25 protein-coding genes are annotated in these 25,147 nt (G+C 33.5%); 14 read left to right on the plus strand and 11 right to left on the minus strand.

Translation table 11 applies throughout. The annotated features are described in order from the left end of the window. Nucleotides 1-151: 151 nt before the first annotated feature. Nucleotides 152-1,147, plus strand: coding sequence for an NAD-dependent epimerase/dehydratase family protein (locus ACFS3A_RS12785; RefSeq protein ID WP_379825942.1), 996 nt, complete (start codon nt 152-154; stop codon nt 1,145-1,147). On the opposite strand, the gene ACFS3A_RS12790 is transcribed toward ACFS3A_RS12785, so the two are convergent. Genes ACFS3A_RS12790 through ACFS3A_RS12800 form a run of 3 tightly spaced genes read right to left on the minus strand, consistent with a single transcriptional unit; the run spans nt 1,144 to nt 3,721 of the window. Beyond that, nucleotides 1,144-1,635: a DUF4296 domain-containing protein gene (locus tag ACFS3A_RS12790; RefSeq protein WP_379825943.1), complete on the minus strand. Its 492-nt coding sequence runs from the start codon at nt 1,633-1,635 to the stop codon at nt 1,144-1,146. The genes ACFS3A_RS12785 and ACFS3A_RS12790 overlap by 4 nt on opposite strands. A 9-nt stretch (nt 1,636-1,644) precedes the next feature. Beyond that, nucleotides 1,645-2,985, minus strand: coding sequence for a dihydroorotase (locus ACFS3A_RS12795; RefSeq protein WP_379825944.1), 1,341 nt, complete (start codon nt 2,983-2,985; stop codon nt 1,645-1,647). A 10-nt stretch (nt 2,986-2,995) separates the two neighbouring features. Further along, nucleotides 2,996-3,721: a polyprenol monophosphomannose synthase gene (locus ACFS3A_RS12800; RefSeq protein WP_379825945.1), complete on the minus strand. Its 726-nt coding sequence runs from the start codon at nt 3,719-3,721 to the stop codon at nt 2,996-2,998. A 106-nt stretch (nt 3,722-3,827) separates the two neighbouring features. Between ACFS3A_RS12800 and ACFS3A_RS12805 the strand changes: the two genes are divergently transcribed. The 3 genes from ACFS3A_RS12805 to ACFS3A_RS12815 all read left to right on the plus strand — a co-directional run bounded on the left by ACFS3A_RS12805 (nt 3,828) and on the right by ACFS3A_RS12815 (nt 6,020). After that, nucleotides 3,828-4,496, plus strand: a complete 669-nt coding sequence (locus tag ACFS3A_RS12805; protein WP_379825946.1) for a DUF4271 domain-containing protein — start codon at nt 3,828-3,830, stop codon at nt 4,494-4,496. A gap of 14 nt (nt 4,497-4,510) precedes the next feature. Beyond that, nucleotides 4,511-5,260, plus strand: coding sequence for a uroporphyrinogen-III synthase (locus ACFS3A_RS12810; RefSeq protein ID WP_289663445.1), 750 nt, complete (start codon nt 4,511-4,513; stop codon nt 5,258-5,260). Nucleotides 5,261-5,549: 289 nt separating this feature from the next. Further along, entirely contained in the window at nt 5,550-6,020 is a 471-nt protein-coding gene (locus ACFS3A_RS12815) for an Lrp/AsnC family transcriptional regulator (RefSeq protein ID WP_012022648.1), read from the plus strand. A 150-nt stretch (nt 6,021-6,170) separates the two neighbouring features. On the opposite strand, the gene ACFS3A_RS12820 is transcribed toward ACFS3A_RS12815, so the two are convergent. From ACFS3A_RS12820 to ACFS3A_RS12830, 3 genes are all read right to left on the minus strand, one after another. Beyond that, nucleotides 6,171-6,857 carry a zinc metallopeptidase gene (locus ACFS3A_RS12820; RefSeq protein ID WP_379825948.1) on the minus strand — a complete coding sequence of 229 codons (687 nt, stop codon included), beginning with the start codon at nt 6,855-6,857 and terminating at the stop codon, nt 6,171-6,173. A 103-nt stretch (nt 6,858-6,960) separates the two neighbouring features. Then, nucleotides 6,961-7,590, minus strand: a complete 630-nt coding sequence (locus ACFS3A_RS12825; RefSeq protein ID WP_379825950.1) for a response regulator — start codon at nt 7,588-7,590, stop codon at nt 6,961-6,963. Nucleotides 7,591-7,606: 16 nt separating this feature from the next. Beyond that, complete coding sequence (locus ACFS3A_RS12830; RefSeq protein WP_379825951.1) at nt 7,607-9,592, minus strand: tetratricopeptide repeat-containing sensor histidine kinase; 1,986 nt, start codon at nt 9,590-9,592, stop codon at nt 7,607-7,609. Between the two features lie 167 nt (nt 9,593-9,759). Between ACFS3A_RS12830 and ACFS3A_RS12835 the strand changes: the two genes are divergently transcribed. After that, the gene (locus tag ACFS3A_RS12835; RefSeq protein ID WP_379825952.1) at nt 9,760-10,161 is read left to right on the plus strand and encodes an MmpS family transport accessory protein; all 402 of its coding nucleotides are present in this window, start codon (nt 9,760-9,762) and stop codon (nt 10,159-10,161) included. Nucleotides 10,162-10,238: 77 nt separating this feature from the next. On the opposite strand, the gene ACFS3A_RS12840 is transcribed toward ACFS3A_RS12835, so the two are convergent. The 4 genes from ACFS3A_RS12840 to leuS all read right to left on the minus strand — a co-directional run bounded on the left by ACFS3A_RS12840 (nt 10,239) and on the right by leuS (nt 15,461). Next, nucleotides 10,239-10,835 carry a hypothetical protein gene (locus tag ACFS3A_RS12840; RefSeq protein WP_379825953.1) on the minus strand — a complete coding sequence of 199 codons (597 nt, stop codon included), beginning with the start codon at nt 10,833-10,835 and terminating at the stop codon, nt 10,239-10,241. Beyond that, entirely contained in the window at nt 10,822-11,295 is a 474-nt protein-coding gene (locus ACFS3A_RS12845; RefSeq protein ID WP_379825954.1) for an RNA polymerase sigma factor, read from the minus strand. The genes ACFS3A_RS12840 and ACFS3A_RS12845 overlap by 14 nt, the downstream gene beginning before the upstream one ends. A gap of 1 nt (nt 11,296) precedes the next feature. Further along, complete coding sequence (locus tag ACFS3A_RS12850; RefSeq protein ID WP_379825955.1) at nt 11,297-12,145, minus strand: alpha/beta fold hydrolase; 849 nt, start codon at nt 12,143-12,145, stop codon at nt 11,297-11,299. A 451-nt stretch (nt 12,146-12,596) separates the two neighbouring features. Next, nucleotides 12,597-15,461: a leucine--tRNA ligase gene (gene leuS, locus ACFS3A_RS12855; RefSeq protein WP_379825957.1), complete on the minus strand. Its 2,865-nt coding sequence runs from the start codon at nt 15,459-15,461 to the stop codon at nt 12,597-12,599. Nucleotides 15,462-15,657: 196 nt separating this feature from the next. Here leuS and ACFS3A_RS12860 point away from each other — a divergent pair, with 196 nt between their 5' ends. From ACFS3A_RS12860 to ACFS3A_RS12885, 6 genes are all read left to right on the plus strand, one after another. Beyond that, the gene (locus tag ACFS3A_RS12860; protein WP_379825958.1) at nt 15,658-16,005 is read left to right on the plus strand and encodes a winged helix-turn-helix domain-containing protein; all 348 of its coding nucleotides are present in this window, start codon (nt 15,658-15,660) and stop codon (nt 16,003-16,005) included. A 268-nt stretch (nt 16,006-16,273) separates the two neighbouring features. Next, entirely contained in the window at nt 16,274-17,149 is an 876-nt protein-coding gene (locus ACFS3A_RS12865; RefSeq protein ID WP_379825959.1) for a cell division protein FtsX, read from the plus strand. A 79-nt stretch (nt 17,150-17,228) separates the two neighbouring features. Next, nucleotides 17,229-17,483: a DUF3098 domain-containing protein gene (locus ACFS3A_RS12870; RefSeq protein WP_379825960.1), complete on the plus strand. Its 255-nt coding sequence runs from the start codon at nt 17,229-17,231 to the stop codon at nt 17,481-17,483. 79 nt (nt 17,484-17,562) lie between these two features. Continuing rightward, nucleotides 17,563-18,360 carry an undecaprenyl-diphosphate phosphatase gene (locus ACFS3A_RS12875; protein WP_379825961.1) on the plus strand — a complete coding sequence of 266 codons (798 nt, stop codon included), beginning with the start codon at nt 17,563-17,565 and terminating at the stop codon, nt 18,358-18,360. Beyond that, complete coding sequence (gene truB / locus ACFS3A_RS12880) at nt 18,360-19,055, plus strand: tRNA pseudouridine(55) synthase TruB (RefSeq protein WP_179001838.1); 696 nt, start codon at nt 18,360-18,362, stop codon at nt 19,053-19,055. Before ACFS3A_RS12875 ends, truB begins: the two co-directional genes overlap by 1 nt. A gap of 7 nt (nt 19,056-19,062) precedes the next feature. After that, on the plus strand, nt 19,063-19,626 hold the full coding sequence (locus ACFS3A_RS12885; RefSeq protein ID WP_379825962.1) for a hypothetical protein: 564 nt from the start codon (nt 19,063-19,065) through the stop codon (nt 19,624-19,626). A 337-nt stretch (nt 19,627-19,963) separates the two neighbouring features. On the opposite strand, the gene ACFS3A_RS12890 is transcribed toward ACFS3A_RS12885, so the two are convergent. After that, a complete protein-coding gene (locus ACFS3A_RS12890) occupies nt 19,964-20,581 on the minus strand; it encodes a thioredoxin family protein (protein WP_379825963.1) in 618 nt (205 codons plus the stop codon). 408 nt (nt 20,582-20,989) lie between these two features. Between ACFS3A_RS12890 and pyrH the strand changes: the two genes are divergently transcribed. The 3 genes from pyrH (at nt 20,990) to ACFS3A_RS12905 (ending at nt 25,027) form a co-directional block, all read left to right on the plus strand. Then, entirely contained in the window at nt 20,990-21,697 is a 708-nt protein-coding gene (gene pyrH / locus ACFS3A_RS12895) for a UMP kinase (protein WP_057115131.1), read from the plus strand. Nucleotides 21,698-21,848: 151 nt separating this feature from the next. After that, on the plus strand, nt 21,849-22,412 hold the full coding sequence (gene frr / locus ACFS3A_RS12900) for a ribosome recycling factor (RefSeq protein ID WP_179001844.1): 564 nt from the start codon (nt 21,849-21,851) through the stop codon (nt 22,410-22,412). A gap of 119 nt (nt 22,413-22,531) precedes the next feature. Further along, nucleotides 22,532-25,027 carry a DUF5686 family protein gene (locus ACFS3A_RS12905; RefSeq protein ID WP_379825965.1) on the plus strand — a complete coding sequence of 832 codons (2,496 nt, stop codon included), beginning with the start codon at nt 22,532-22,534 and terminating at the stop codon, nt 25,025-25,027. The last annotated feature ends 120 nt before the right edge of the window (nt 25,028-25,147 follow it).

Here is a 25,147-nt window from a genome sequence, read left to right on the forward strand (position 1 = left end):
TTTTTAAAATAATTTGCGCAAATGTAATCAATGTCAATCGCAATGGCAAAAAAGTCTGCCACGAAGACACTAAGGCGCAAAATTTATTGAAATAAAAAACTTTGCGCCTTAGCGCCTTTGTGGCAAAACCCAAAAAAGCTATCTTTACAAAATGGTATTAGTAACTGGAGGAACTGGTTTAGTCGGCGCACATTTGCTACTTCATTTAATTGAAAATGGAGAAAATGTTCGGGCTATTTACAGAAGTCAAAGCAACATTGCGAAAACCAAATCGGTTTTTGATTTTTACAAAAAAACTGATTTGTTTGAAAAGATTAATTGGCTTGAAGCCGATATTATTGACGTCCCTTCATTAGAAAACGCTTTTATAGATATTACACAAGTTTATCATTGTGCCGCTTTGATTTCATTTGATCCAAAAGACGAAGAAAAACTTAGAAAAACCAATATCGAAGGAACTGCAAACATGGTTAATTTTTCGATTGCCAAAGAAATTGAAAAATTTTGCTTCATTAGTTCTATTGCTGCTTTAGGTGACATTGCACCACACGAAACATACATTACTGAAGAAACCGACTGGAATCCTGAAAAACCACACAGCGATTATGCGATTTCTAAATATGGTGCAGAAATGGAAGTCTGGCGCGGACAACAAGAAGGTCTAAAAGTTATCATTGTTAATCCGGGAGTCATTTTAGGCCCACCTAAAATGATGGCTACTTTTGAACAGGGAAGTAGTGAAATTTATCAAAAAGTCTCCAAAGGTCTTTCGTTTTACACACTTGGAAGTACTGGTTTTATTACTGTTGATGATGTTGCCAGAATTACTTTTGAATTAATGAAAAGTCATATTACAAACGAGCGTTTCACACTCATAGCAGACAATATTGTATTCAAAGATATTCTAAATACTGTTGCAGATCATTTAAAAGTCAAAAGACCACACATCCATGCTACCCCTTTTTTCATGAATATATTATGGATTTGTGATGGAATATTCTCGACTTTATTTTTCAGAAAAAGAAGTATTACCAAGGCAACCGCAAAAGCATCTTATTCTAAAAATTTATATTCTAATGAAAAAATAAAAACCGCTCTAAAAACGGTTTTTACTGATGTTCATCATTATATTAAAAAAGAGATTTAACGAATCTGTTTTCTATGTTTCATTTGCTCCATTTTAATCGAATCTATATTGATCTTTGGAATGTTTTTACGAACTGAATCTTTTGAAACTTCTTTCAATTCTTTTGGTTTATTCTTATTCGCTTTAGCTGCTTTTTTTTCATCGATTTTAGCCAGAGAATCTGCTGCCCTTTGATCTACAGCTATTCTTTTATTAACTTCATCAAACATGTCTTTATACGTTTCATAATCTGAAGCATAATACATATTATTCTGAGCAAACTGAAGACTGTCTACTTTGTATTTTCTCAAAATAAACTTTCTTGGATCACTTTCTATAGAATCTAAAGACAATGGTTTTTGATAACGCATGGCTTCCAAAAGCGACAAATCATACATAATATCAATCATTTTCTCTTTTTCAATAAGCTTCGCCGGCTCTTTTACGAGCTCTTTTTTACAGCTTATAGAAAGAAATAAAACCAACACTATTACTACAAAATTCTTCATAGTTGTTTTTTATCTGTCAAACAATAATCTTTTTCCGGCTCTGGTATCTTTCACTTTGAAATTATTATAAACCAATTCTCCGTTTACAAAAGTATGTGTAATTCTGGATTTAAAAGTAAAGTTCTCAAACGGAGACCATCCGCATTTGTATAAAATATTATCTGGTTTTACACTCCACGGAAGACTTGGATTAACGATAACTAAATCGGCATAATAACCTTCTTTTATAAATCCTCTTTTTTCAATTTTGAAAATTTTTGCCGGATTGTGGCACATTTTTTCCACGATTTTCTCCACACTAATTTTTCCCTGATGATGTGCTTCAAACATAGCCACAACCGCATGCTGTACCAATGGACCGCCAGAAGGCGCATTCAAATAAGACTGTTGTTTTTCTTCTTTAGTATGAGGCGCATGATCTGTTGCAATAACATCAATTCTTCCATCATTCAAAGCTTTCCAAAGTTCTGCACGATCTTCAGCAGTTTTAACGGCCGGATTCCACTTGATGAAATTCCCTTTAGTCTTATAATCTTCATCAGTAAACCAAAGATGGTGTACACAAACCTCTGCAGTAATCTTTTTATCTTCTAACGGAATTTTATTAGTAAACAATTCCATTTCTTTCGCAGTTGAAAGATGGAAAATATGCAATCTCGCTCCGGTTCTTTTTGCTAAAGCCACTGCTTTTGAAGAAGAAATATAACAAGCCTCTGCGCTTCTTATTAAATTATGCGCTGTTACCGGTACATCGTCACCGTATTTTTCTTTAAATTCAGCTAAGTTATTTTTAATAGTAGTTTCATCTTCACAATGCACAGCGATTAACATTGGTGTGCTTGAGAAAATTTTTTCCAAAGTTTCTTCTCTGTCAACCAACATATTCCCTGTAGAAGAACCTAAGAAAATCTTAATTCCCGCAACATTTTTTGGATTGGTTTTTAAAACTTCTTCCAGATTATCGTTTGTTGCTCCCATCATAAACGAATAATTCGCAAATGATTTTTGAGAAGCGATTTGATATTTATCTTCTAATATTTCCTGAGTAACCGCATTTGGAACGGTATTGGGCTGTTCGATAAAAGAAGTAATTCCTCCGGCAACCGCAGCTCTAGATTCCGATTCTATATCTCCTTTATGCGTTAATCCCGGCTCTCTAAAATGAACCTGATCGTCTATTGCGCCAGGCATTAAATAACTCCCTTCAGCATCAATTACAATACAATCTGAAGTTTTTAATGAAATGCTGTCTGCAATTTCAACAATCAGATCATTTTCAATTAAAACATCACCTTCAAAAATTGTCCCTTCGTTTACAATTTTGGCATTTTTTATTAAAATCCTGTTCATTCTGGTTGGTTTATAATGAATTGACTAATTTTCTTAATCTTAGCGAAATTACTCCAAGTATAGCTTCTTTAATGATAGCATTACTCATTTTAGAAACGCCTTTTGTTCTATCTGTAAAGATAATAGGAACTTCTGTAATTTGGAATTTGGCGCAGTATGTTCTGTACTTCATTTCGATTTGAAACGCATACCCGACAAATTTTATTTTATTTAAATTGATTTTTTCCAATACTTCTCGTTTGTAACACACAAAACCTGCCGTGGCATCATGAATTTTCATTCCAGTAATAAATTTTACGTAAACAGATGCAAAGTAAGACATCAAAACGCGGCTTAAAGGCCAATTTACAACATTTACACCAGTTACGTAACGAGACCCAATTGCTAAATCTGCTCCACCAAAATGGCAGGCATCATATAACTTTTCCAGATCATTTGGATTATGCGAAAAATCGGCATCCATCTCAAAAATAAATTGATAATCACGTTCCAAAGCCCATTTAAAACCATGAACATACGCAGTTCCTAAACCTGATTTTTTAGTTCTTTGTTCTAAGAAAAGTTTATCCGGAAATTCTTCTTGCAAAGCAATTACTTTCTTTGCTGTATGATCAGGAGAATTATCATCGATAATCAGCAAATGAAAAGATTTATGCTGTGAAAGTACGGCTCTTATGATACTCTCTATGTTCTCGATTTCGTTATATGTGGGAATTATGACAATACTATCATTCATTTTTTCTGGGTAATTTCACGGCAAAAGTAAACTTTTTATAGCATTTGATTCATAATAAATATATAATAAAAGTATTGCATCAAAAAATTACTAATTTTGTAACGCTATGATTGAACAACTTCATCCTCGAATTCTGGAAAACAAAGACTGGGCAACACTTTTATTTGTGCTGACCTTTGCTGTTGTTGCCATGACAAAATCTGCTTACGAAACCAGATTCAGTGAATTTAGTAAGCTTATTTTTTCTGACAAATATGCTAAGATTTACCGCGACAACAGTCACATGAAAAGCAGCTTTACTGTGGGCTTATTTTTTGTACAGATTATCTCGTATGCTTTTTTTATCCTGCTTACGATGAATATCTTTGGACACGCTTCTAAAACCGACTGGATTTTGTTTATTCAGATTGCTACTTTCTTACTTTATTTCATTTTAGGAAAGTATTTGATTGAGAAAATTGTAGCGACTTCCTTCAATATTGACGATTTTGTAGAACTATTTAACCTACAAAAGGTAACTTACAGGACTTATATAGGCGTTTTGATCCTTCCAATCAACGCTATTTTGTTCTATTACAACAATATTCCGCAAATAATACCGCTTGGAATCATTGGTATTTCGCTGTGTATTAGTGTATACTCCTACTTTATTTCAATTAAAACGTATCAAAACGTAATAATCGGCAAGTTATTTTATTTTATTTTATATCTTTGCGCTCTCGAAATAGCCCCTTATTATTTTCTTTATTACTGGATAACAAAAGGGAGTGCTTAGAAAATGTTTATAATATGAAAGTGAAAACAATTTTGGTGTCACAGCCTGAACCTAAAGTGGAGAATTCTCCTTACTTTGAGCTCCAACACAAACACAAAATAAAAATTGATTTCAGACCATTTATTCATGTGGAAGGGGTTAGCGCAAAAGAGATTCGATTACAAAAAATCGATCTTAATCATTACACTGCGATCATTTTAACAAGTCGAAATGCTGTAGATCATTTTTTTAGAGTTGCTGATGAAATGCGTTACAAAGTTCCAGAAGGATTGAAATATTTCTGTCAATCTGAAGCCGTTGCATTTTACCTTCAAAAGTATGTTGTGTACAGAAAACGTAAAATTTACGTTGGAGCAAAAGATTTTGCAGATTTATCTCCGCTAATTAAGAAGTACAAAGACGAGAAGTTCTTACTTCCTGCATCTGACCAATTAAATGCTGATGCTCCTGTAACATTAAACAATCTAAAAGTAGATTGGGCGCAGGCTATTTTTTACAGAACTGTAATGAGTGATTTATCTGATTTAGCAGACGTTTATTATGACGTTTTAGCTTTCTTCAGTCCAACCGGAATCAAATCATTGTTTAAAAATTTCCCGGATTTTAAACAAAATGATACTCGTATTGCTGTATTTGGAAGCACAACTCAGAAAGAAGCTTTAGACCACGGATTAAGAATTGATATTCTTGCTCCAACTCCTGAAACTCCTTCTATGACAATGGCTTTAGAAAAATACGTTGCCGAAGCAAACAAAGGAAAATAAACCTAACCAAGAGAAAAATATTTAAATTCCAAATTCCAACTTAATCAATTGGGGTTTGGAATTTTTCTTTTTCACCACCTTTCGTTTCCCGTGGTTGAAACCATGGGCTATGTTTTTGAAATTTGAAATATAAAAAATTACAATCTCTCTTTTCAAGTAAAAACTTAGTGTTATATTTTTTTGAGAATTTGGAGTTTATAATATTGAAATTTTATTTCAGCTTCATTTTAACTACATTTGATTTCTATTCTAAACCCAAATCACAAAAAACACTTTCAAATTGTAAGTTATGAAAATCAACTCCCTCTTAATTGAAATTGACGGAATCGACAAAGAGATCCTCCGCTATCTAATGGATGACGCCCGAAAACCGATTTTACAAATTGCCAATAAAATAGGAATTTCAGGAGCAGCTATTCATCAAAGATTAAAAAAACTGGAACAATCCGGTGTTATCTCCGGATCTAAATTCACAGTAAACCCAAAAGTTTTAGGCTACAACACTATGGCTTTTATTGGAGTTTATCTGGATAAAGCTTCCAGAAACTCTGAAGCCGTAAAAGAATTGAGAAAAATCCCTGAAGTTTTAGAATGTCATTATACTACCGGAAACTGGTCTGTTTTAATTAAAATTATCTGTCGTGATAACGAACATTTAATGCAGCTTTTAAACACCAAAATACAGGCTATTGAAGGGGTTTCAAGAACTGAAACATTTATCTCACTAGATCAGCAGATTGATAGGCAAATTCAGCTTTAGAAAAAAAGAAATTCCAATTTTCTAAAACCCAAATTCCAAAAACATAGCCCATGGTTTCAACCACGGGAAACGAAAGGTGGTAAAAAAGAAAAATTCCAAACCCAACAAAATTGGAATTTGGAATTTTATGATATTGAAAATTAAATTTATTTAGTTCCTTCTATTCCCTGCGTAAATCGAGATATAGTACAACAACGTTGCTATAGATCCAATTGCCGCCACTACATAAGTTCTCGCTGCCCATTTCAATGCATCTTTTGCTCCAGCTTGTTCCTCTTGCGTAAGCATATGTTTATTTTCCAGCCAGGCTAATGCTCTGTTACTTGCATCATATTCAACTGGAAGTGTAATGATTGAAAACAAGGTTGTTGCTGCAAAAATGACAATTCCAACCAACAACAAACCTGGAAAAACTTTGATCATTAAAATTCCAGCAATTAAAATCCATTGTACGTAGTTTGAAGCTACACTTACAATCGGCACCAATTTAGAGCGCATGGTCAGCCACTCATACCCAATTGCATGCTGGACAGCATGTCCGCATTCGTGTGCTGCAACTGCCGCCGCCGCCGCGTTTCGATGATTGTAAACCGCTTCACTTAAATTTACTGTTTTATCTGAAGGATTATAATGATCTGTTAACTGCCCCGGAGTCGAAATAACACGTACATCTGTAATTCCGTTATCTGCAAGCATTTTTTCAGCGATTTCTCTTCCGCTCATTCCGTTTCTTAATTGTAATTTCGAGTATAATTCAAATTTACTCTTTAGCTGAGAGCTTACCAGCCAGCTGAATAACATGATAGCTCCAGCAATAATTAGGTATCCTGATCCCATTTTTTTTGTGTTTTTAGATTGATTTTTAAATTTACAAAACAAACATCAAATTACGAACCATTTTAACATAATGCCATTTTGACATTTTTGCACCAATTTTGTCTCAATTCAGCATATTGTTCTTCAATAAAAAAGCAATTAATTCTGCTACATTTTTCATTTTGTATTTCTGAAGAATATTTCTGCGATGTGTCTGAACCGTTAAAAAACTCAAAAATAAATCGTCTGCAATTTCCTGAGTCGATTTTCCTTGCGAAAGCAGCAATGCAATATCACGTTCTCTTCGGCTTAAAGCCGGAATACGTTCTAAATCTTCAGACAATGGCTGACTGATTATCGTTTTCACTTCTTCACTAAAAACAATCTCGCCATCTATCGCTTTATAAATACAATTTTTGAATTCATCAAAAGAAGCATTCTTCAAAATATAACCATTCCCGCCATTTTGAATAAACTGCATCACCAAACTTCTTTCAGACTGACTACTCATACCGATAATTACAATTTTAGGATGCTTTTGCTTGATTGTTTTACACAAATCAACTCCATTAATTACAGGAAGAAAAATATCCATTAAAATCAAATCGACTGTATTGTCTTCGATATAATCCAAAAGTGCGATTCCCGACTCGAATTTTTCTACAATCCTGATATTCTCTAAATCGGACAACAAACCTGCAATACCCGAAATCACTATCGGATGATCGTCTACAATTACTGTTTTATATACCATAATTTATTAGCTGTAATTAATTTTTCAACTCAATATAAGTCGAAGTTCCTTTACCAATAACTGAATCCATTTCCAGTTTTCCATTCAAAAATGCTACACGGTTTTTTATATTTCGCAAGCCCATTCCCTCTCGTTTTTCAGCATGTCTGACATTAAATCCTACACCATTATCTTCTACAGTAATATAGTACACATCTTTATTCTGCGAGCAGGAAACCAGAATCTCCGAAGCTTTAGCATATTTCAATGCATTATTCAGAAGTTCCTGAATGATTCTAAAAATCGTTACTTTAAAATGTTCCGGCACACTGGATTTTTTAATCAGGTATTGCAATTCAATTGTAGTTTCAGGATTAGAATGCGAAACACATAAATCTTTTAATGCATGTTCCAATCCTAATTTCATTAAACTTTCCGGCATTAAATTTTGAGAAATATTACGGAGCTCTTTTATGGAATCGTTTAGCATTTCGTTAATATTCGGATTATTTTCTTTCTCCCGATCCGCAATATTCAAATGCATTTTCAACCCCGAAAGCATACTGCCAAGTCCATCATGCAGATCTCTGGCGATTCTTTTTCTCTCGATTTCTTCCCCTTGAATCAACGCATTTGAAATAGATAATTTTTTTTCATTTTCCAGCACATCCAGTTCTTGCTTATGATTGACTTCTTTCTGGAAACTTAGCTTTTTCTGATAATTATTCCAGCTCCACAAAAACAAGACAGTCAAAAACAACAAAAATGAAAGCACAGCAAAAAGCATCGAATTCAGCCTGTTGTTATTGACCTGTAATACTGCTTTCTCATTTTCTGACTGAAGCAAAGAAATTTTTTTCTCGCTTTCGGCTTTCTTGTATTTTGCCTCTAATTCAACAATTTCATTTTTTAGCTTTGCATCATTCAGACTATCGTTAATTACATTGTATTTATTAGAATAATAATAGGCTTTTGAATATTCTTTTGTCGCATTGTAAACTTTGGAAAGTTCTTTATAGTAATTTTTTTTATCAACTATAAAAGGTGTGTTTTCAATTAAATATTCGACATTACTTTTTGCCTTATCATAATTTTTAAGCTTAAAAAGCACTTCATATTCAGCAAATTTTAAACGGTTTAAAGCAACCAGATTTTTATGCTTTGCAGATGATTGTATTCCTTTGTCAAAACTTATCAAAGCTTCGTTATGTTTATTTTGTTTGGCATAATAAATTCCTTCTGAATAAAAATAAGAATCGTTCAGATTGGATTCCGGATACTCTTTTAAAATTTCAAATGCTTTATCCAAAATACTTTTGGCATCATAAAAATGCTTGAGCTCTACCAAATTCTCAGCATTTATAATATAAGTCTCCATTTTGGATTCTGCCAGAGTTGCCGATTTTTTAGTCGTACTTTCAATGTATTTTTGCGCCTGATCAAGGTATTCTGAAGCTTTTTCTCTTTCATTATTATTCATAAAAATAATAGCAACCGCCTTACTCAAACCACTGATTAATTCATAATCACCGCTTTTTTTTGCAATTGGAATGGCCTCATTTACCAAAAGTCGCATATAAGCATTTTCGTTATTCTTATGTTGCTGAATAATTCCATAATTCTGCAATACAATAGCCCGAAGCCTGTAAGCTTCTTTGTATCGGTATTTTTTTAGTTTTTCATTAGCTTCCAGCAAAGCTTTTTCGTAACCGTTTAAATCTCCTTTTTCAATAAAATTGTAAGCATTATAATAAAGGGCAGCATCTTTTACAAAGGGAAATTTCGTTTTCAGTCTGTTTCCCTGTTTCAGATATTCTTTATAATTTCTGGTATCCTGAACCATCAAAAACAATTTGGCCAGTCTAAAACTATTTAAACTCTTTAGACTGTCTGATTTTACATTTTTAGTATAATTTACGATACTGTCAATATATGCCGTATCATCATCTAAAGAAAGAATTACCTGAGAATAGGAAATAGCAGAGAAACTTAAAAAAAGTAGTAAGGCGTGGATTTTCTTCATAAATGGGGCATTTACTCAAAGTTATTAAAGCTTAATGACTTTCAAAAAGAAAACACTCACTTTTACCTGATATCAGGTAATAAAAAATACATTTTATCAGGTATTGTTGTCCGGCAAATAAGGATCTAACTTTGTTCTGTTATGAATTTTAATTAAAGAATTTTACTATGAAATCAATTTTGAAAACCTTAGCAATTGTATTGACTCTTGCTTTTACAGCAGTTTCTTGCAGCAGCGATAACGACGATAAAGGCTCCGGAAAAAACTCAAGAGATGTGAGATATGAAATTACAGGAAATTATACAGGAACAGCTTCTGTTACATATTTTGAAAAAGGCGGAAATGCTTTAAATGAAGATCTTACTAAACTTCCGTGGACTAAAGAATTCACTGCAGAAGCAAAATCTGTAGGAGCATCATTAAGCGCTAGCGGATACGGTGGTGTTGCCGGGCAAACATTAACCGGAAAAATTTACATTGGAGGGAAATTAGAGAATGAATTAACTGCGACAGCAAATAGCGACGGAATAATTGTATTACCGCTTACACCGTACGTTTTTCCTCTTTAAAGGTTAGTTTTAGAATTTAGATTTATGTTTTTGGTAAAAAGAAAGCTTCGTAGGGGAAATTACGAAGCTTCTTTTTTTTATAATTCGAATTGATCTTTTACTTCTTCAAACTTTTCAATTAAACCATTTATTTTGTTTTGCTGTTTTTTAATTTGTTTCGGGCGAATGTAAAACCAGTTAAACAACATCCAGAGTAAAGTAATTCCATACGTCAAGCCTGCACCTAACGTACTCATTCTGCTAGCGTATTCATACATGTACAAACAAATTCCAACTGTAAGCGCTATAAAGTAGAAACTCATCATTTTGGTTTGTAAAAACTGCTGTTTCTTTTTAATCAAAATCAGCTTTTGTAAATACTCCTGATTGCTTTGTGTAGAATCAATATCTTTATAATTAGCCAATAATTTATTATACACAAACATATAAATTGCCATCGCCAAAATGGTAAATATGATTCCTATCTTGGTCGAAATTAACTGCGGCTGATAATACATCCATACAAAAATTATAAAAGCGCTTGTTGCAAAAAGCAATACATTCATAATCCACAAACTCCTTAAAGCTGCTTTTTTAAATTTACTAACCCTCAAAAGTAAATCTTTCATATCGGGCTGACTTATGGATTGTTTTTTCCATAAATCTCTAAAATCTATATTATTATCGTTGTTCATTTTCTTTAAATTTTTGGGTCAGTTTTTCTTTAATTCTGTGAATTTTCACTCTAATATTGGCTTCAGAAAGTCCGACGATTTTGGCAATTTCTGCTTGCTTTATATCTTCTAATTCCAGAGAAATAATGATACGTTCTGTTTCGGGCAGTTCTGTAATACATTGATATAAAAACTGAATTTGAGGTTCTAATGAAGTTTGTTTTTCTTCTGAAAGATGAATCGGCAATTCTGATTTTAGAAAACGCTTTTGTTTCTCTATCTGCTTCAGACAATTATTAGAAGCAATTCTGAAAATCCAGGTTCCAACAGAAGACTCATTTCTAAAAGTTTCGAGTTTCTGCCAGACAATTATAAAAGTTTCCTGAGCTAAATCCTGCGCCGCATCATAATCATTTACAAATCCCATGCAAAGTCTGAAAATTCTATCCCAATAAGTTTTGTAGATTTCTTCGAATTCCATTTTAAGATTTTAAAAAATTGTTTAGCTGCCCCATGTACCAAGCGGTATCATCGTACATAATAAAGTGCAGACCAGTTGTGGCATACTGAAAATTAGCAGTCTTTAAATTTTTATACTGACCTTCAATTGCTGGTTTTAAATTTATAAAATAAGATTCTAATAGAATTAATGCCGGACATTTAATCTGTGCTATTTTTTCTCTTAAATCGATATTGAAAAAGTCACAATACATTTGTCCAAAAGTTGTTCTATCTGATTTTACACTCCAATCTACCACCATATCCAGCTTAGACGCATCAGCTAAAAGTCTTGGCATTGTCTTCTTTTGCATATCGTAAAACTGATCATTGGTCATTCCTGTCATTTGATTTACAGTTGCTGAGCAATCATTATTTTCTTTTGATATAAATGCGGAATCATTCAAAGCTGCCAAACAAGGAATCGCATCCACCACCACAATTTTACTTATCAAATCTGGATAATCGGCGGCAATTGCAAGCGCAAGTCCTCCACCCATGCTATGACCTACTAAGATTGGCTTTTCAATATTATTTTCTTTGATATAATTGGCAATTCCGTTTTTCCAGTTTTCAAATGAAGCATTTGGTTGTGCTTTTCTTCCTGCAAAACCAGCCATTGTGAGTGTATAACAAGTAAAATCACTTTCGAAAGTAGCTTTGGTTTCATTCCAAACATCTCCGGAAGAAGCAAAGCCAGGAATAAATATAATAGATTGATCTCCATTTCCAGTTTTTAAAACCTCAAAAGGAAATTCTTTTGTTTGTCCAAAAACATTCAAACATAATGCAGAGAATAAGAATGCGATAATTAAGATGATATACTTTTTCATTTTTAATAGTTTTAAGTTGTTAATTAAATCGGATCCATGCTTTTGATACGACAACTATTAAAATGTTACAAAAGTTTTTAAAATTTTTAATGATAAAATTTAAAATTCCAATATTGGTGCGGATTTTTAACCGCAAAGGGCGCAAAGGTTTACACAAAGAACGCGAGTTTTTTTGCTCACAAAGATGCGAAGTCGCAAAGTTTTTTCCCCAATCTTGTCATCCTGAGGAACGAAGGATCACACAAGATATTCCGCAAACTGAATCACCAATCTTTGTCGAGTTTCGCGTGTGATCCTTCGTTCCTCAGGACGACAAACTAAGCGTTTTTAAAAATAAAAATTCGTGTAAATTAGTACAATTTGTGGCGGAAAAAAATAAGCACAAAAAAAATCCCAAACCCCAATCGTAAAATTGGAATTTGGGATTTTTAATCTTTAAAATCAAATCGGTTTATCCAACCAAATTAATGATTTTCCCAGGAACAATAATCACTTTATTTGGTGTTCTACCGTCTAATTGTTTTTGCGTTCTTTCGTCTTTCATAACGATCTCTTCGATTTGTTCTTTGGTTAAATCCAAAGGCAATTCGATGGTGAAACGCATTTTTCCATTGAAAGAAACCGGATATTCTTTATTCGTTTCAATTAAATGTTTCTCATCAAAAGCTGGGAACGCCACTTCAGAAATTGAAGTTGTATGTCCTAACTGTGCCCATAATTCTTCTGCGATATGCGGTGCATACGGCGAAACCAAAATAGCTAATGGTTCTAAAATCGCTCTTGAATGACAGTTTTGAGAAGACAATTCATTCACACAAATCATAAACTGAGAAACCGAAGTATTGAAAGAGAAATTCTCGATATCTTCCGCTACTTTTTTGATGGTTTTATGCAATGATTTCAAGTTGTCTTTTGTTGGTTCGTCATTGTTTACAATTAAACCGTTATCATCAAAATACAATCTCCATAATTTTTTCAGGAAACCAAATACACCAGAAATTCCGGCAGTATTCCAAGGTTTTGCCTGCTCTAATGGCCCTAAGAACATTTCGTATAAACGTAATGTATCTGCACCGTATTCTGCACAAATATCATCCGGTGTTACCACATTGTAGTATGATTTCGACATTTTTTCTACTTCACGACCTACAATGTATTTTCCGTTTTCATCCAAAATGAATTCTGCTGTATTGAAATCTTCTCTCCAAGCTTTGAACTTTTCGATATTTAACTCATCTGAAGAATTAACAAAATTTACATCAACACGAATTGGCTGTACATTTTGACCTTCAATCTTATTTTTAGATACAAAAGTATTTGTTCCTTCCAATCTGTAAACATAAGCCGTTGTACCCAAAATCATTCCCTGATTAATCAGTTTTTTGAATGGCTCTTCGGTTGGAGCAAAACCTTTATCTTTTAAGAATTTGTTCCAGAAACGAGAATATAATAAGTGACCTGTTGCGTGCTCGCTTCCTCCAATGTATAAATCTACATTTTCCCAGTAAGCTAAAGCTTCTTTGCTTGCAAATTCATTCTCATTGTGAGCGTCCATGTAACGCATCCAATACCATGAACTTCCCGCCCAACCTGGCATTGTATTCAATTCTAAAGGAAAAATCGAAACATTGTCAACTAAATCTGTATCGACAACTTTATTTTGTTTTGTATCCCAAGCCCAAATCGCTGCGTTTCCTAATGGAGGTAAACCGTCTTCTGTTGGCAAATATTTCTCTACTTCTGGCAAAATAATTGGCAAATGCTGTGTGTCGATCATTTTTGGAAGACCATTCACATAGTAAACTGGGAATGGTTCGCCCCAATAACGCTGACGAGAGAAAACAGCATCACGCAAACGGTAATTTGTTTTACCTTTTCCTTGTCCAATTTCTTCTAATTTATAAATCGCTTTTGCTGTTGCGTCTTTGTAATTTAATCCGTTTAAGAAATCAGAACCAGCAATTTCAACGTTATCTTTTGATCCGTAAGCTGCTTCAGAAATATCAACATTTGCGAAGATATTTTTGATTTCCTGCATTCCGTTTTGACCTTTAAAGAAATTAGCAAAAGCGTAATCTCTTTCATCGCCGCAAGGAACCGCCATTACAGCTCCCGTTCCGTAACCTGCCAAAACATAATCTCCAATCCAAACCGGAATAGCTTCTTTTGTAAATGGATGCTCAGCATAAGCTCCTGTAAATACTCCTGAAATGGTTTTTACATCGGCCATACGCTCACGCTCAGAACGTTTTGCTGTTTTTTCGATATAAGCCTCAACTGCTTCTTTTTGTTCCGGAGTTGTAATTTTAGCTACCAAATCATGTTCTGGTGCCAAAGTCATAAAAGTTACTCCAAAGATTGTATCAGGACGAGTGGTAAAAACTTCGATTACTTTATCATGATTTTTCACATTAAAAGTTACCAAAGCACCAACCGATTTTCCGATCCAGTTTCTTTGCGATTCTTTGATGGACTCGCTCCAATCAATATCATTTAAACCTTGAAGCAAGCGTTCGGCATAAGCAGAAATTCGCATACTCCATTGTGTCATTTTTTTTCTGATAACAGGAAAGCCTCCACGTTCGGAAACTCCGTTAACAATTTCGTCATTTGCCAAAACCGTCCCTAAGCCCGGACACCAGTTTACTTCTGTTTCTGCCAAATACGTCATTCTGTATTGCAACAAGATTTTTTCCTTTTGATCTTCAGAATACGAATTCCATTCGTCTGCAGTAAAAATCGCAACGTTGTCATCGCAAACTGCTTCAACCAATGCATTTCCGCTTTCTTCAAAAACAATTACAAGCTCTGAAATATCAAATGCTTTTCCTTGTTTTCTGCAATACCAGGAATTGAACAATTGGATAAAAATCCATTGTGTATGTTTGTAATAATCAGGATTTGATGTACGCACTTCACGCGCCCAGTCAAATGAGAAACCAATTTTATCTAACTGTTTTCTATATCCCGCAATTTGTTTTCCTTCTTTATCTACACCACCGTCAATATTTACACGCGTTGTATCTTCCGGACGCTGTCCTGTCTGAATCGCATATTGTTCTGCCGGCAATCCGAAACTATCGTAACCCATTGGATGCAAAACATTGAAACCCTGATGTCTTTTGAAACGAGAATACACATCTGAAGCTATATAACCCAGTGGGTGCCCAACGTGCAGTCCTGCTCCAGATGGATAAGGAAACATATCGAGAACATAATGTTTCGGTTTTTCAGAATTATTCTTTGCTGCAAAAGTTTGATTTTCTGCCCAATATTTTTGCCATTTGGCTTCAATTTCGTTTGGATTGTACTTCATTTCTAAGTGACTAAGATTCTAAGTTACTAAGGTTCTAAGCTTTTCACTAAATTAATTAAGCCGCAAATTTACATTTATTGTCGTTTGTTCCAAAGCTATTTCACTGACAAACAAATAAATTTGCGTTTTACTTATTTTCAATTAAGTAAAAACACGTATTATTGTAATTATTAATACTTATTTACATTGAAAACTGATGTCAGAAAATAAGAAATACAAGGTTGAAGTTCGTATTTGGATTGAAGAAACTGAAGGCGCTTTTCTTGGAATCGGCAAAATCTGGCTTTTAGAAAACATTAGAAAAACGGGTTCGATTACGAATGCTGCCAAAGAAATGAAAATGGCATATCGTCAGGCGTGGCAATTGGTTCAGGAAATGAACCAGCGTGCCGAAACTCCGCTTGTCGAAAAATTACTTGGCGGAAAAGGCGGCGGCGGTGCACGATTGACTGAAGCAGGCGAAAAAGCCATTATAGTTTTTTATGAAGTCGAAAAGCGTATTAAAGAGTTTGCTCAGAAAGAAACTCAAAAACTAAAATTTTAATATTTGACTATAAAAAATTAACCGCAAAGTTCAAAACGTTTTCTTTTACAAAACTGGATATTGCCAAACACACTACACAAAACTTTATCTATACTAAGCTTTGCATACTTTGCGTTAATAACATAAAGCATTAAAAAATCTTTCCGTACTTTGTGGTTAAATCAACTTTTTATTTGATATGTAATTGTACATTTATAGGATAAAAGTTCGTTAATAACTTTAAATAAAGAAATTCTTTATTATTTTTACCACATAATTTAAGCAGACTATGAGTTCTAACTTTGATAAATTTCAAAAGCGCAGGTTAATTTCCTCTTATTTTTCGGTAGTTTTAAGTGTATTTCTGGTATTATTCCTTTTGGGAGTACTGGGGTTATTCATCATTAATTCCAAAAAACTGGCAGATGATTTTAAAGAAAAAATTGCGATGACAGTTTTCTTTAAAAACGAAGCAAATGACAGTGTTGTCAAAGCTTTTAATACGGAATTAAAAAGAGCACCTTTTGCACTTTCGTATGTTTATGTTTCTAAAGAAAAAGCGGCAAAAGAACACACTGATATTATCGGAGAAGATTTCTTAACCTTTTTAGGAGAAAATCCTTTATTAAACTCATACGACATTCATTTAAAGGCAGATTATGTTGAAAGAGACAGTATCGTAAAAATCGAAAATCGTTTTCGCAAAAACGCTATGATTTCAGACATTGTTTACGACAAACAACTGGTAAATCTGGTAAATGACAACATCAGAAAAGTAAGTATGTGGATTTTGATTATTAGTGGTTTCTTAACTATAATTGCTGTTTTATTAATCAATAGTTCACTTCGTTTATCGATACATTCCAATCGTTTTATCATTAAAACCATGCAGATGGTGGGTGCCACAAAAGCTTTTATTCGTAAGCCTTTTGTGATGCGAAGCGTAAAACTAGGAATGCTGGGTGCCGGTTTGGCGATAATCGCTTTAATTGCACTTTTACTATATGTTGAAACGAATTTCCCTGGTTTAGGAATTTTAGAAGACAAAATCTTAATCGTTATGGTTTTGGCTGCCGTTTTTGGATTAGGAGTCCTAATTACCTGGGTAAGCACGCATTTTGCCACACAACGTTTCCTAAATTTAAGAACTGATGATCTTTATTAATTTTAGACTGCAGACCATCGATTTACATTTCTCAAAAACAAAACCCGTCAGTTTGACTTAGGTTTATAAAAAACAAAAGATGAAAAACAACAATAAAACAACAGAACAACAACCAAAACAGGAATTCCTTTTTGACAATATCAATTATAAAATTTTATTAATTGGTATTGCTGTAATTGCGATTGGCTTTGTTTTAATGTCTGGCGGAGGAAGTAAAGATCCTAATGTTTTTAACGAAGATATTTTTAACTTTAGACGTATCCGTTTAGCACCGACCACTGTTTTAATCGGTTTTGGAATCACGATTTATTCTATCTTCAAAAAATCAAAATAAATAGATTAAAAGATTTTAAATTATCTGAGCAAAGCGAAAGAACAATCTAAAATCTGAAATCTGAAATCTAAAATTTTAAATGAACACATTTCAAGCTATTGTTCTTGCCATTATTGAAGGAATTACAGAATTCTTACCAGTATCTTCAACTGGCCATATGATTATTGCGTCTTCTTTTTTCGGAATCGCTCATGATGATTTCACTAAACTTTTTACCATTGTAATTCAGCTTGGTGCAATACTTTCGGTTGTGATTTTATATTTCAAACGTTTCTTTCAAACTTTTGATTTTTACTTTAAACTTTTAGTCGCTTTTATTCCTGCAGTCGTTTTAGGATTACTTTTGAGTGATTTTATTGATGGTTTATTGGAGAACCCGGTAACCGTTGCGGTTTCTCTTTTAATTGGAGGAATCATTTTATTGAAAGTTGACGAATGGTTCAACAAACCAAACGATCCGGAAGTTTCTACTGAAATCACTTATGCCAAAGCTTTAAAAATTGGATTATTTCAGTGTTTGGCGATGATTCCCGGAGTTTCTCGAAGCGGTGCCAGTATTGTGGGAGGTATGACTCAAAAATTAACCAGAACTTCTGCTGCTGAATTCTCTTTTTTCTTAGCGGTTCCAACCATGTTGGGAGCAACAGCAAAAAAATGTTACGATTATTACAAAGCTGGTTTCGAATTATCTCAAGACCAAACTAACATGTTGATTATCGGAAACATTGTCGCTTTTGTTGTAGCCTTATTAGCTATTAAAACTTTTATCGGATTTCTTACTAAAAACGGATTTAAAGTTTTTGGTTATTACAGAATCATTGCCGGAATCATTTTATTATTGATCCACTTTTTCATTCACCCGCTTACCATTATCTAATGACACCTGAAGAATATTTAAACGGACAAGTTTTATTGATTGACAAACCATTAAAATGGAGTTCGTTTCAAGCTGTCAATAAATTAAAATACCTTTTGATCAATAAAGTCGGACTTCCAAAAAAGTTCAAAATTGGTCATGCCGGAACTTTAGATCCTTTGGCAACTGGACTTTTATTAATCTGTACCGGAAAATTCACCAAAAGAATTTCTGAACTTCAGGGTCAGGCCAAAGAATATACGGGAACTTTTTATATTGGAGCCACTACTCCCTCTTATGATCTAGAAACCGAAATTGATCAGACTTTCCCAACAGATCATATTGATGAAGCACTGATTCATGAAACCGTAAAACAGTTTTTAGGCGAGATTGACCAAAAACCACCTATTTTTTCTGCCATCAAAAAAGATGGAGTTCGTTTATATGAACATGCACGTGCTGGCGAATCGATAGAAATCGAAAGTAGAAAAACAACTATTCACGAATTTGAAATTACAAGAATTGCATTACCTGAAGTCGACTTTAGAGTAGTTTGTTCTAAAGGAACTTATATTCGTTCGCTTGCATACGATTTTGGAAAAGCGATGAATTCAGGCTCTCATTTAACCGTTTTGCGACGTACTAAAATTGGCGATTACGATGTCAAAAATGCAATTGACATTACTTTGTTTGAAGAAGAACTTTTAAAAAAATAAATTTTGTATGAAAAGAATTTTACTGACTATTGCATTTACCACTTTATTTAATTCATTTATACATAGTCAGACAACTAAATTCACATACTTACAATTTGACTTTGCGGTATCTATAACCGGAAATCCTAACAGAGATAATTACTATTACGAACCCGAATCCACTTCCACAAATGCTTTTTTTGTACCTAATGGTTTAGGCTCACAAGTTGGCTATGGAGTTCATTATAAAAAATGGCTGACATTGGGAGTTCATAGCGGTATGGACTGGAAATGGGACAACAAACTTGTTGCTGTGCCTGTTTTTCTAAATCTTGGTTTTAGTCCAAAAGTTGGTCCTGAAACCCGAATTATGCTTCAGGCCGGTTACGGAAAAGGTTTTGCTTTAGGTCGTGGTAATCTGAACGGGGAGTACAAAAAATTAAAACTTGGAATTGGCTCAGATGATTTTATCATTTTTGCAGAAATAAGCGATTATGCCTTTCCCCTTCACGATGAAAAAAGCATTGGCGCCATTTCTTTTGGGATAACATTACAAGATTTCTTTTATTACAAATCAGAATCCTCAGAATAGCTGTCTGCTAAAAAAAAAGCACATTACATAAAAACATAATGTGCCAGGCTCTTAAAATAAGTAATGTTACTTCATACTTATTCTGAATTAATAGTGAGGCACATTTTTTCCTCCGAATAAAAATTGAGAGAAGAAATCATAAAACCTTTCGAATAACTTTTTCATAATAGCATTTTTTAATGTTAGACAATAAATAATACCAATAAAAAGAGTAAATCAGAAAGTTATAATAGAAGTGGGATTAGTTTTACTAAGATACAAAATCCAATTTAAAACAAAAACACTTTAAGACAAATTTATCAACCAAATCATTTGTTTATCAACACATTAAACAAAATCACAATCGATTATACTTAATATTCTCCATAATTTCCAGTAATTCCTCCTGTGTAGAAATTCCTTTATCTGCCAAATACCACAACTGTAAATCGGTTTTTATTTTTTCATCAATTGCTCCAACTTCTCTTTTATGTGTCGCCATCAATTCAGATGCTCCTTTTGGTCTTGGTCCCCAATCTGCGCGAACAATTCCTGCTTCTTTGCAAATTATGATTACTTTCGGAATTGCTCTTCCGCCATTCGTTAAATATTGATTCATCAAATCGTCGTTTTCATCGCGAAGTGCAATTCTTAGATCAACTCTTTTGTTAGAAGCATGAGCCATTTTATCTAAAATTGGTAGAATTTGTGCCGCATCTCCACACCAGCCTTCAGACAAAACCAACCAGATGTAATGGTTATCCAGATTTTGAAGTTTTTCGGCAACAGTTTCAGAAATTTTAATCGTTTTCTCCAGTCTGTTCATTCTGGCTTCATTCAATTTAGAATAATTGGTCAAACTTTCTGATTGTTCATTTCCTGTTGATTTCCCTTCAGTCAATAAATCGGTTACTAATTTTCGGTATTCAGCATAAGAATGACTATTAAACAATGCTTTGGCTACGATGCTTTTCATATTTTTTTGTTTTTTTTTTGATACATAAAAATACAAAATTTAGAAAGATGCAGAAATGACATTTGTCACATTTAATAGTCTCATTAAAATTTTATTGAAGACTAATTTGAAATGAGAATTCAATACAATCCCGATAGCTATCGGGACTAAGATTTTATACTTAATATTGAATTAAGAAGTTTTAAAGTTCGCAAAGCTGTTTAAAGACAAAGCTTTGCGAACTTTATGCATTATAATAAACGTATCTATATAAAATTCTTAGCGCGCTTTGCGATAAAAAACAATCCATTTCATTTGCCTTTTACAGGTTTTTTTTTCCTAAAATCGCACCTTCGATTAATTTTTTGCAAACATTATTTTTAAAAATCAGAATATGTCTATATTTGCACAAATTAACGCGACACACACATGAAATATAAAAGAATTCTTCTAAAACTTAGCGGCGAAGCCCTAATGGGTGATTTACAATACGGTATAGACCCAAAAAGATTAGCCGAATATGCCGACGAAATTAAGCAGATTCACAGTAAAGGAGTAGAGATTGCAATTGTTATTGGAGGAGGAAATATATTTAGAGGAGTTGCCGGAGCAAGCTCTGGAATGGATAGAGTTCAAGGCGATTACATGGGAATGCTTGCTACTGTAATTAACGGAATGGCTTTACAAGGCGCTCTTGAAGACAAAGGAATGAAAACGCGTTTGCAGACTGCTTTGAAAATGGAATCTATTGCAGAACCATACATCAAAAGAAGAGCGGACCGTCACTTAGAAAAAGGTAGAATCGTAATTTTTGGTGCCGGAACAGGAAATCCATACTTTACAACTGATACTGCTGCTGTTTTAAGAGGAATTGAAATCAATGCCGACGTAATCTTAAAAGGAACACGTGTTGATGGAGTTTATGATTCTGATCCGGAGAAAAACGCTTCTGCTGTAAAATTTGATTTTATTTCTTTTGATGACGTTATCAAAAAAGGATTAAATGTAATGGACACTACTGCCTTTACTTTAAGCCAGGAAAACAAATTGCCAATCGTTGTTTTTGACATGAACAAAATTGGAAACTTATTGAAAATTTGTGAAGGTGAAAATATAGGAACTGTAGTAAATATTTAAACCACTTTAGATTGCGATTTATTGAAATTCTGATATTCTTAAAAAACACAATCTTTAAAACATAAAAACAAAACTATATTAGTTGGTTAATTAGATCATAAAGTTTTTAAGTCAAAAACCAAACATCTAAAAATCTAAAAATCTAAAAAAAATGACTGAAGAAATAGACTTTATTTTAGAAAGTACTGAGGAATCAATGAACGGTACAATTGCACACTTAGAGAAAGAATTTCTTAATATTCGTGCGGGAAAAGCTTCTCCAGCTATGCTTGGAGGTGTTTTTGTTGATTATTACGGTTCAGCGACACCGCTTTCACAAGTATCTAAAATCAGCGTTCCGGATGCTAGAACAATTACGTTACAGCCATTTGAAAAAAATATGCTGCAGGCAATTGAGAAAGCCATTTTGATTGCTAACATTGGCTTTAACCCAATGAATAATGGTGATATGGTAATTATCAGCGTACCACCATTAACAGAAGAGCGTCGTCGCGATTTAGCAAAACAGGCAAAATCTGAGGCTGAAGATGCTAAAATTGGTATTCGTAACTCTCGTAAAGATGCAAATACTGATATTAAAAAATTAGAAAAAGAAGGAACTTCAGAAGATATCTGTAAATCTGCAGAAGAAGAAGTTCAGAACTTAACAAACGCTTTCATCAAAAAAATCGATGAATTATTGGCTTTAAAAGAAGCTGAAATCATGAAAGTGTAATTAGTTTTATAATAAAAATATAAAATCCGTCTGAGATATTGTATCAGACGGATTTTTTTATTGCTATTTTTGCATACGAAAATTTAATTCTTTTCGTTTTTGAAACTATATCATTCTGTATGAAGCTATTTTGTTTTTTGACTTTGTTTTTTACGCTTACACTTCAGGCGCAAATTCAAATAAACGGAATCGTTACCGATTCAAACAACAAACCTCTTCCGTTTGCCACCATTACCACTTCAGAAAACAACAACACTATTACAGATGTTGACGGAAAATATATTTTTAAAATCAGTTCATCTGCAAATGCACTGACAGTATCTTATGTTGGTTTTCAATCCAAAACCATTGCATTAATCAAAAACAAGACTTTCTATGCGATCTCACTTTTACAGCAAACAGATGATCTAAAAGAAGTTATTGTTTCTAATGAAAATCCGGCATTAACTATAATTAAAAAAGTTATTGCCAGTAAATCACAGAATGACCCACAGAAAAAACTCAATAATTTCGAATATAAAACCTATAACAAACTTATCGTAACCGCCAATCCGGATTCAATTGACGGTCGAATTGACTCAACAGCCTCTTACAAAGATTTAAATAAAAAGATAATCAATATTGATTCTTCCGATTACAAGTTCAAAGAAATTGTAAGCAAACAGCATTTATTTCAAACCGAAAAAGTTTCCCAATATCAATTTGCCAACAACAAGCTAAAAGAAACAGTGCTTGGGACAAAAATTGCCGGCTTCAAACAACCAATTTACGAAGTCCTGGCATTTAACCTGCAGTCCATTTCAATTTATGATCCAAAATACGAATTGTTTGAGACTAAATATGAAAATCCAATTTCAAACGCTGCAACATCCAGCTACAATTATAAATTATTAGATACGGTAAGCATTAAAGGTCGTGACGCGTACATGATTTATTTCAAAAATAAACTTAAGCGAAGATCGTCCGGATTAGAAGGTGTTTTATATATTGACAAAGAAAATCTTGCTGTTGCTAAAGCGGTAATGCGAATTAAAGGTGTTTTGGACATCAGCGGGATTCATGAATTTGAATATAATCCCAAAGAAAAAATCTGGTTCCAAAGCAATACGACTTTTAAAATCGTGAAAGGAAAAAATGATGATGACATTAGAATTTTAGGAGGAACGATTCAGTTTGACGGAGATGTTGAAGAGAATTTTGAGCCAAGAAAAAAAGTGGCTTCAGACTTTACCTACCTACTTTCTGAAAGTAATAGTTTTGATATTCGGGTCAATACCAAAAACCCCGTAAAAGACCCATCACTTTATATCGAAATTAAAGACGATGCCGCCAAAAAACCGGAAAGTTTCTGGGAAGCCTACCGAAAAGAAAATTTGGACTTAAAAAGCCAAAAAACATATCAATTACTGGATAGTATTTCTGTCAGCAATCGAATTGAAAAACGTTTAGGAATTGGTAGAAAAATCATCAATGGTTTTTACCCAATTGGACCAGTTGATTTGGATTTAAAAAAGATTATCAGCTATAATAATTACGAAGGATTTCGTCTTGGTTTAGGCGGTATCACAAACGATCGTTTATCTAAAAATTTTAGAATTGAAGGTTACGGCGCTTACGGAACAAAAGATGGAGTTTTTAAATATAGTTTAGGAGCCGGCGTTTTATTGGATAAATACACCAATACTTGGTTAAATGGATATTATACAGATGATGTTCGCGAGATTGCAAGTACATTTTTTGCTGTTGACAAACGCGTTTTTAAGATTTATGATCCGCGTCCAATCAACATTAGTACTTTCTACGAATATACAGGATGGCGTGGTAATATTCAAACCAAAATTATCCCAAAAACTGAGGCTATTTTAGAATTTTCAAGAAATTATATCGAGCCAAAATTTGATTATCTTTTCAATCATGACGGAAAATTGTATTCGAGTTATATCATGACGACTGCAATGCTTTCGATTGTGTGGGCTCCTTTTAGTGATTTTATGCAGACCCCAACCGGTAGAAATGAATCGGAAAAAAGATTTCCTAGATTTACTTTTCAATACACACAATCACTGCCGAACGTATTTGACAATGATTTCACTTTTAGCAAAATCGATTTTAAAGCCGAATACGAAAAGAAATACCTAAACCGTCAGAAAACCAGTTTGCTTTTACAGGCAGGTTTAGCAATGGGCGATGTACCAATTACACATTTATACAATACTTCTCCAAACAATTTAACCAAAGAAACAATTATTCAGCGTATTACGTTTTCAGGAAGAAATGCTTTTGAAACGATGTTTTTCAATGAGTTCTTCTCCAGTCAATATTTGATGTTTCAGATTAAACATGGTTTTGACCGCATTACTATTCTCAAAAAAGTAAGACCTTCTTTGGTTTTAGTATCCAGAATGGCTTGGGGAAATATGGAAAAACCGGAACAACACGTTGGCCCTGATTACAAAACACTCGACAAAGGTTATTTTGAATCAGGAATTGAATTGAATAAAATATACAAAGGTTTCGGCTTGGCTGGTTTCTATCGTTACGGACCAAATCAGTTATTGAAATTTGAAGATAATATTGCGGTTAAGATTTCTTATGTTCTTGATTTGGGCCTTTAAATTATTAAATTCCAATTTTTTGAAATTCCAATTTAAATTTCGATTTTAACGCAACGTTTGTGTCATCCTGACGAAGGAAGGATCGCACTAGAAACTCCGTAAAGTAAGTTACCAATCTTT

This window comes from Flavobacterium notoginsengisoli (assembly GCF_042686225.1).
Classification (GTDB): Bacteria; Bacteroidota; Bacteroidia; order Flavobacteriales; family Flavobacteriaceae; genus Flavobacterium; species Flavobacterium notoginsengisoli.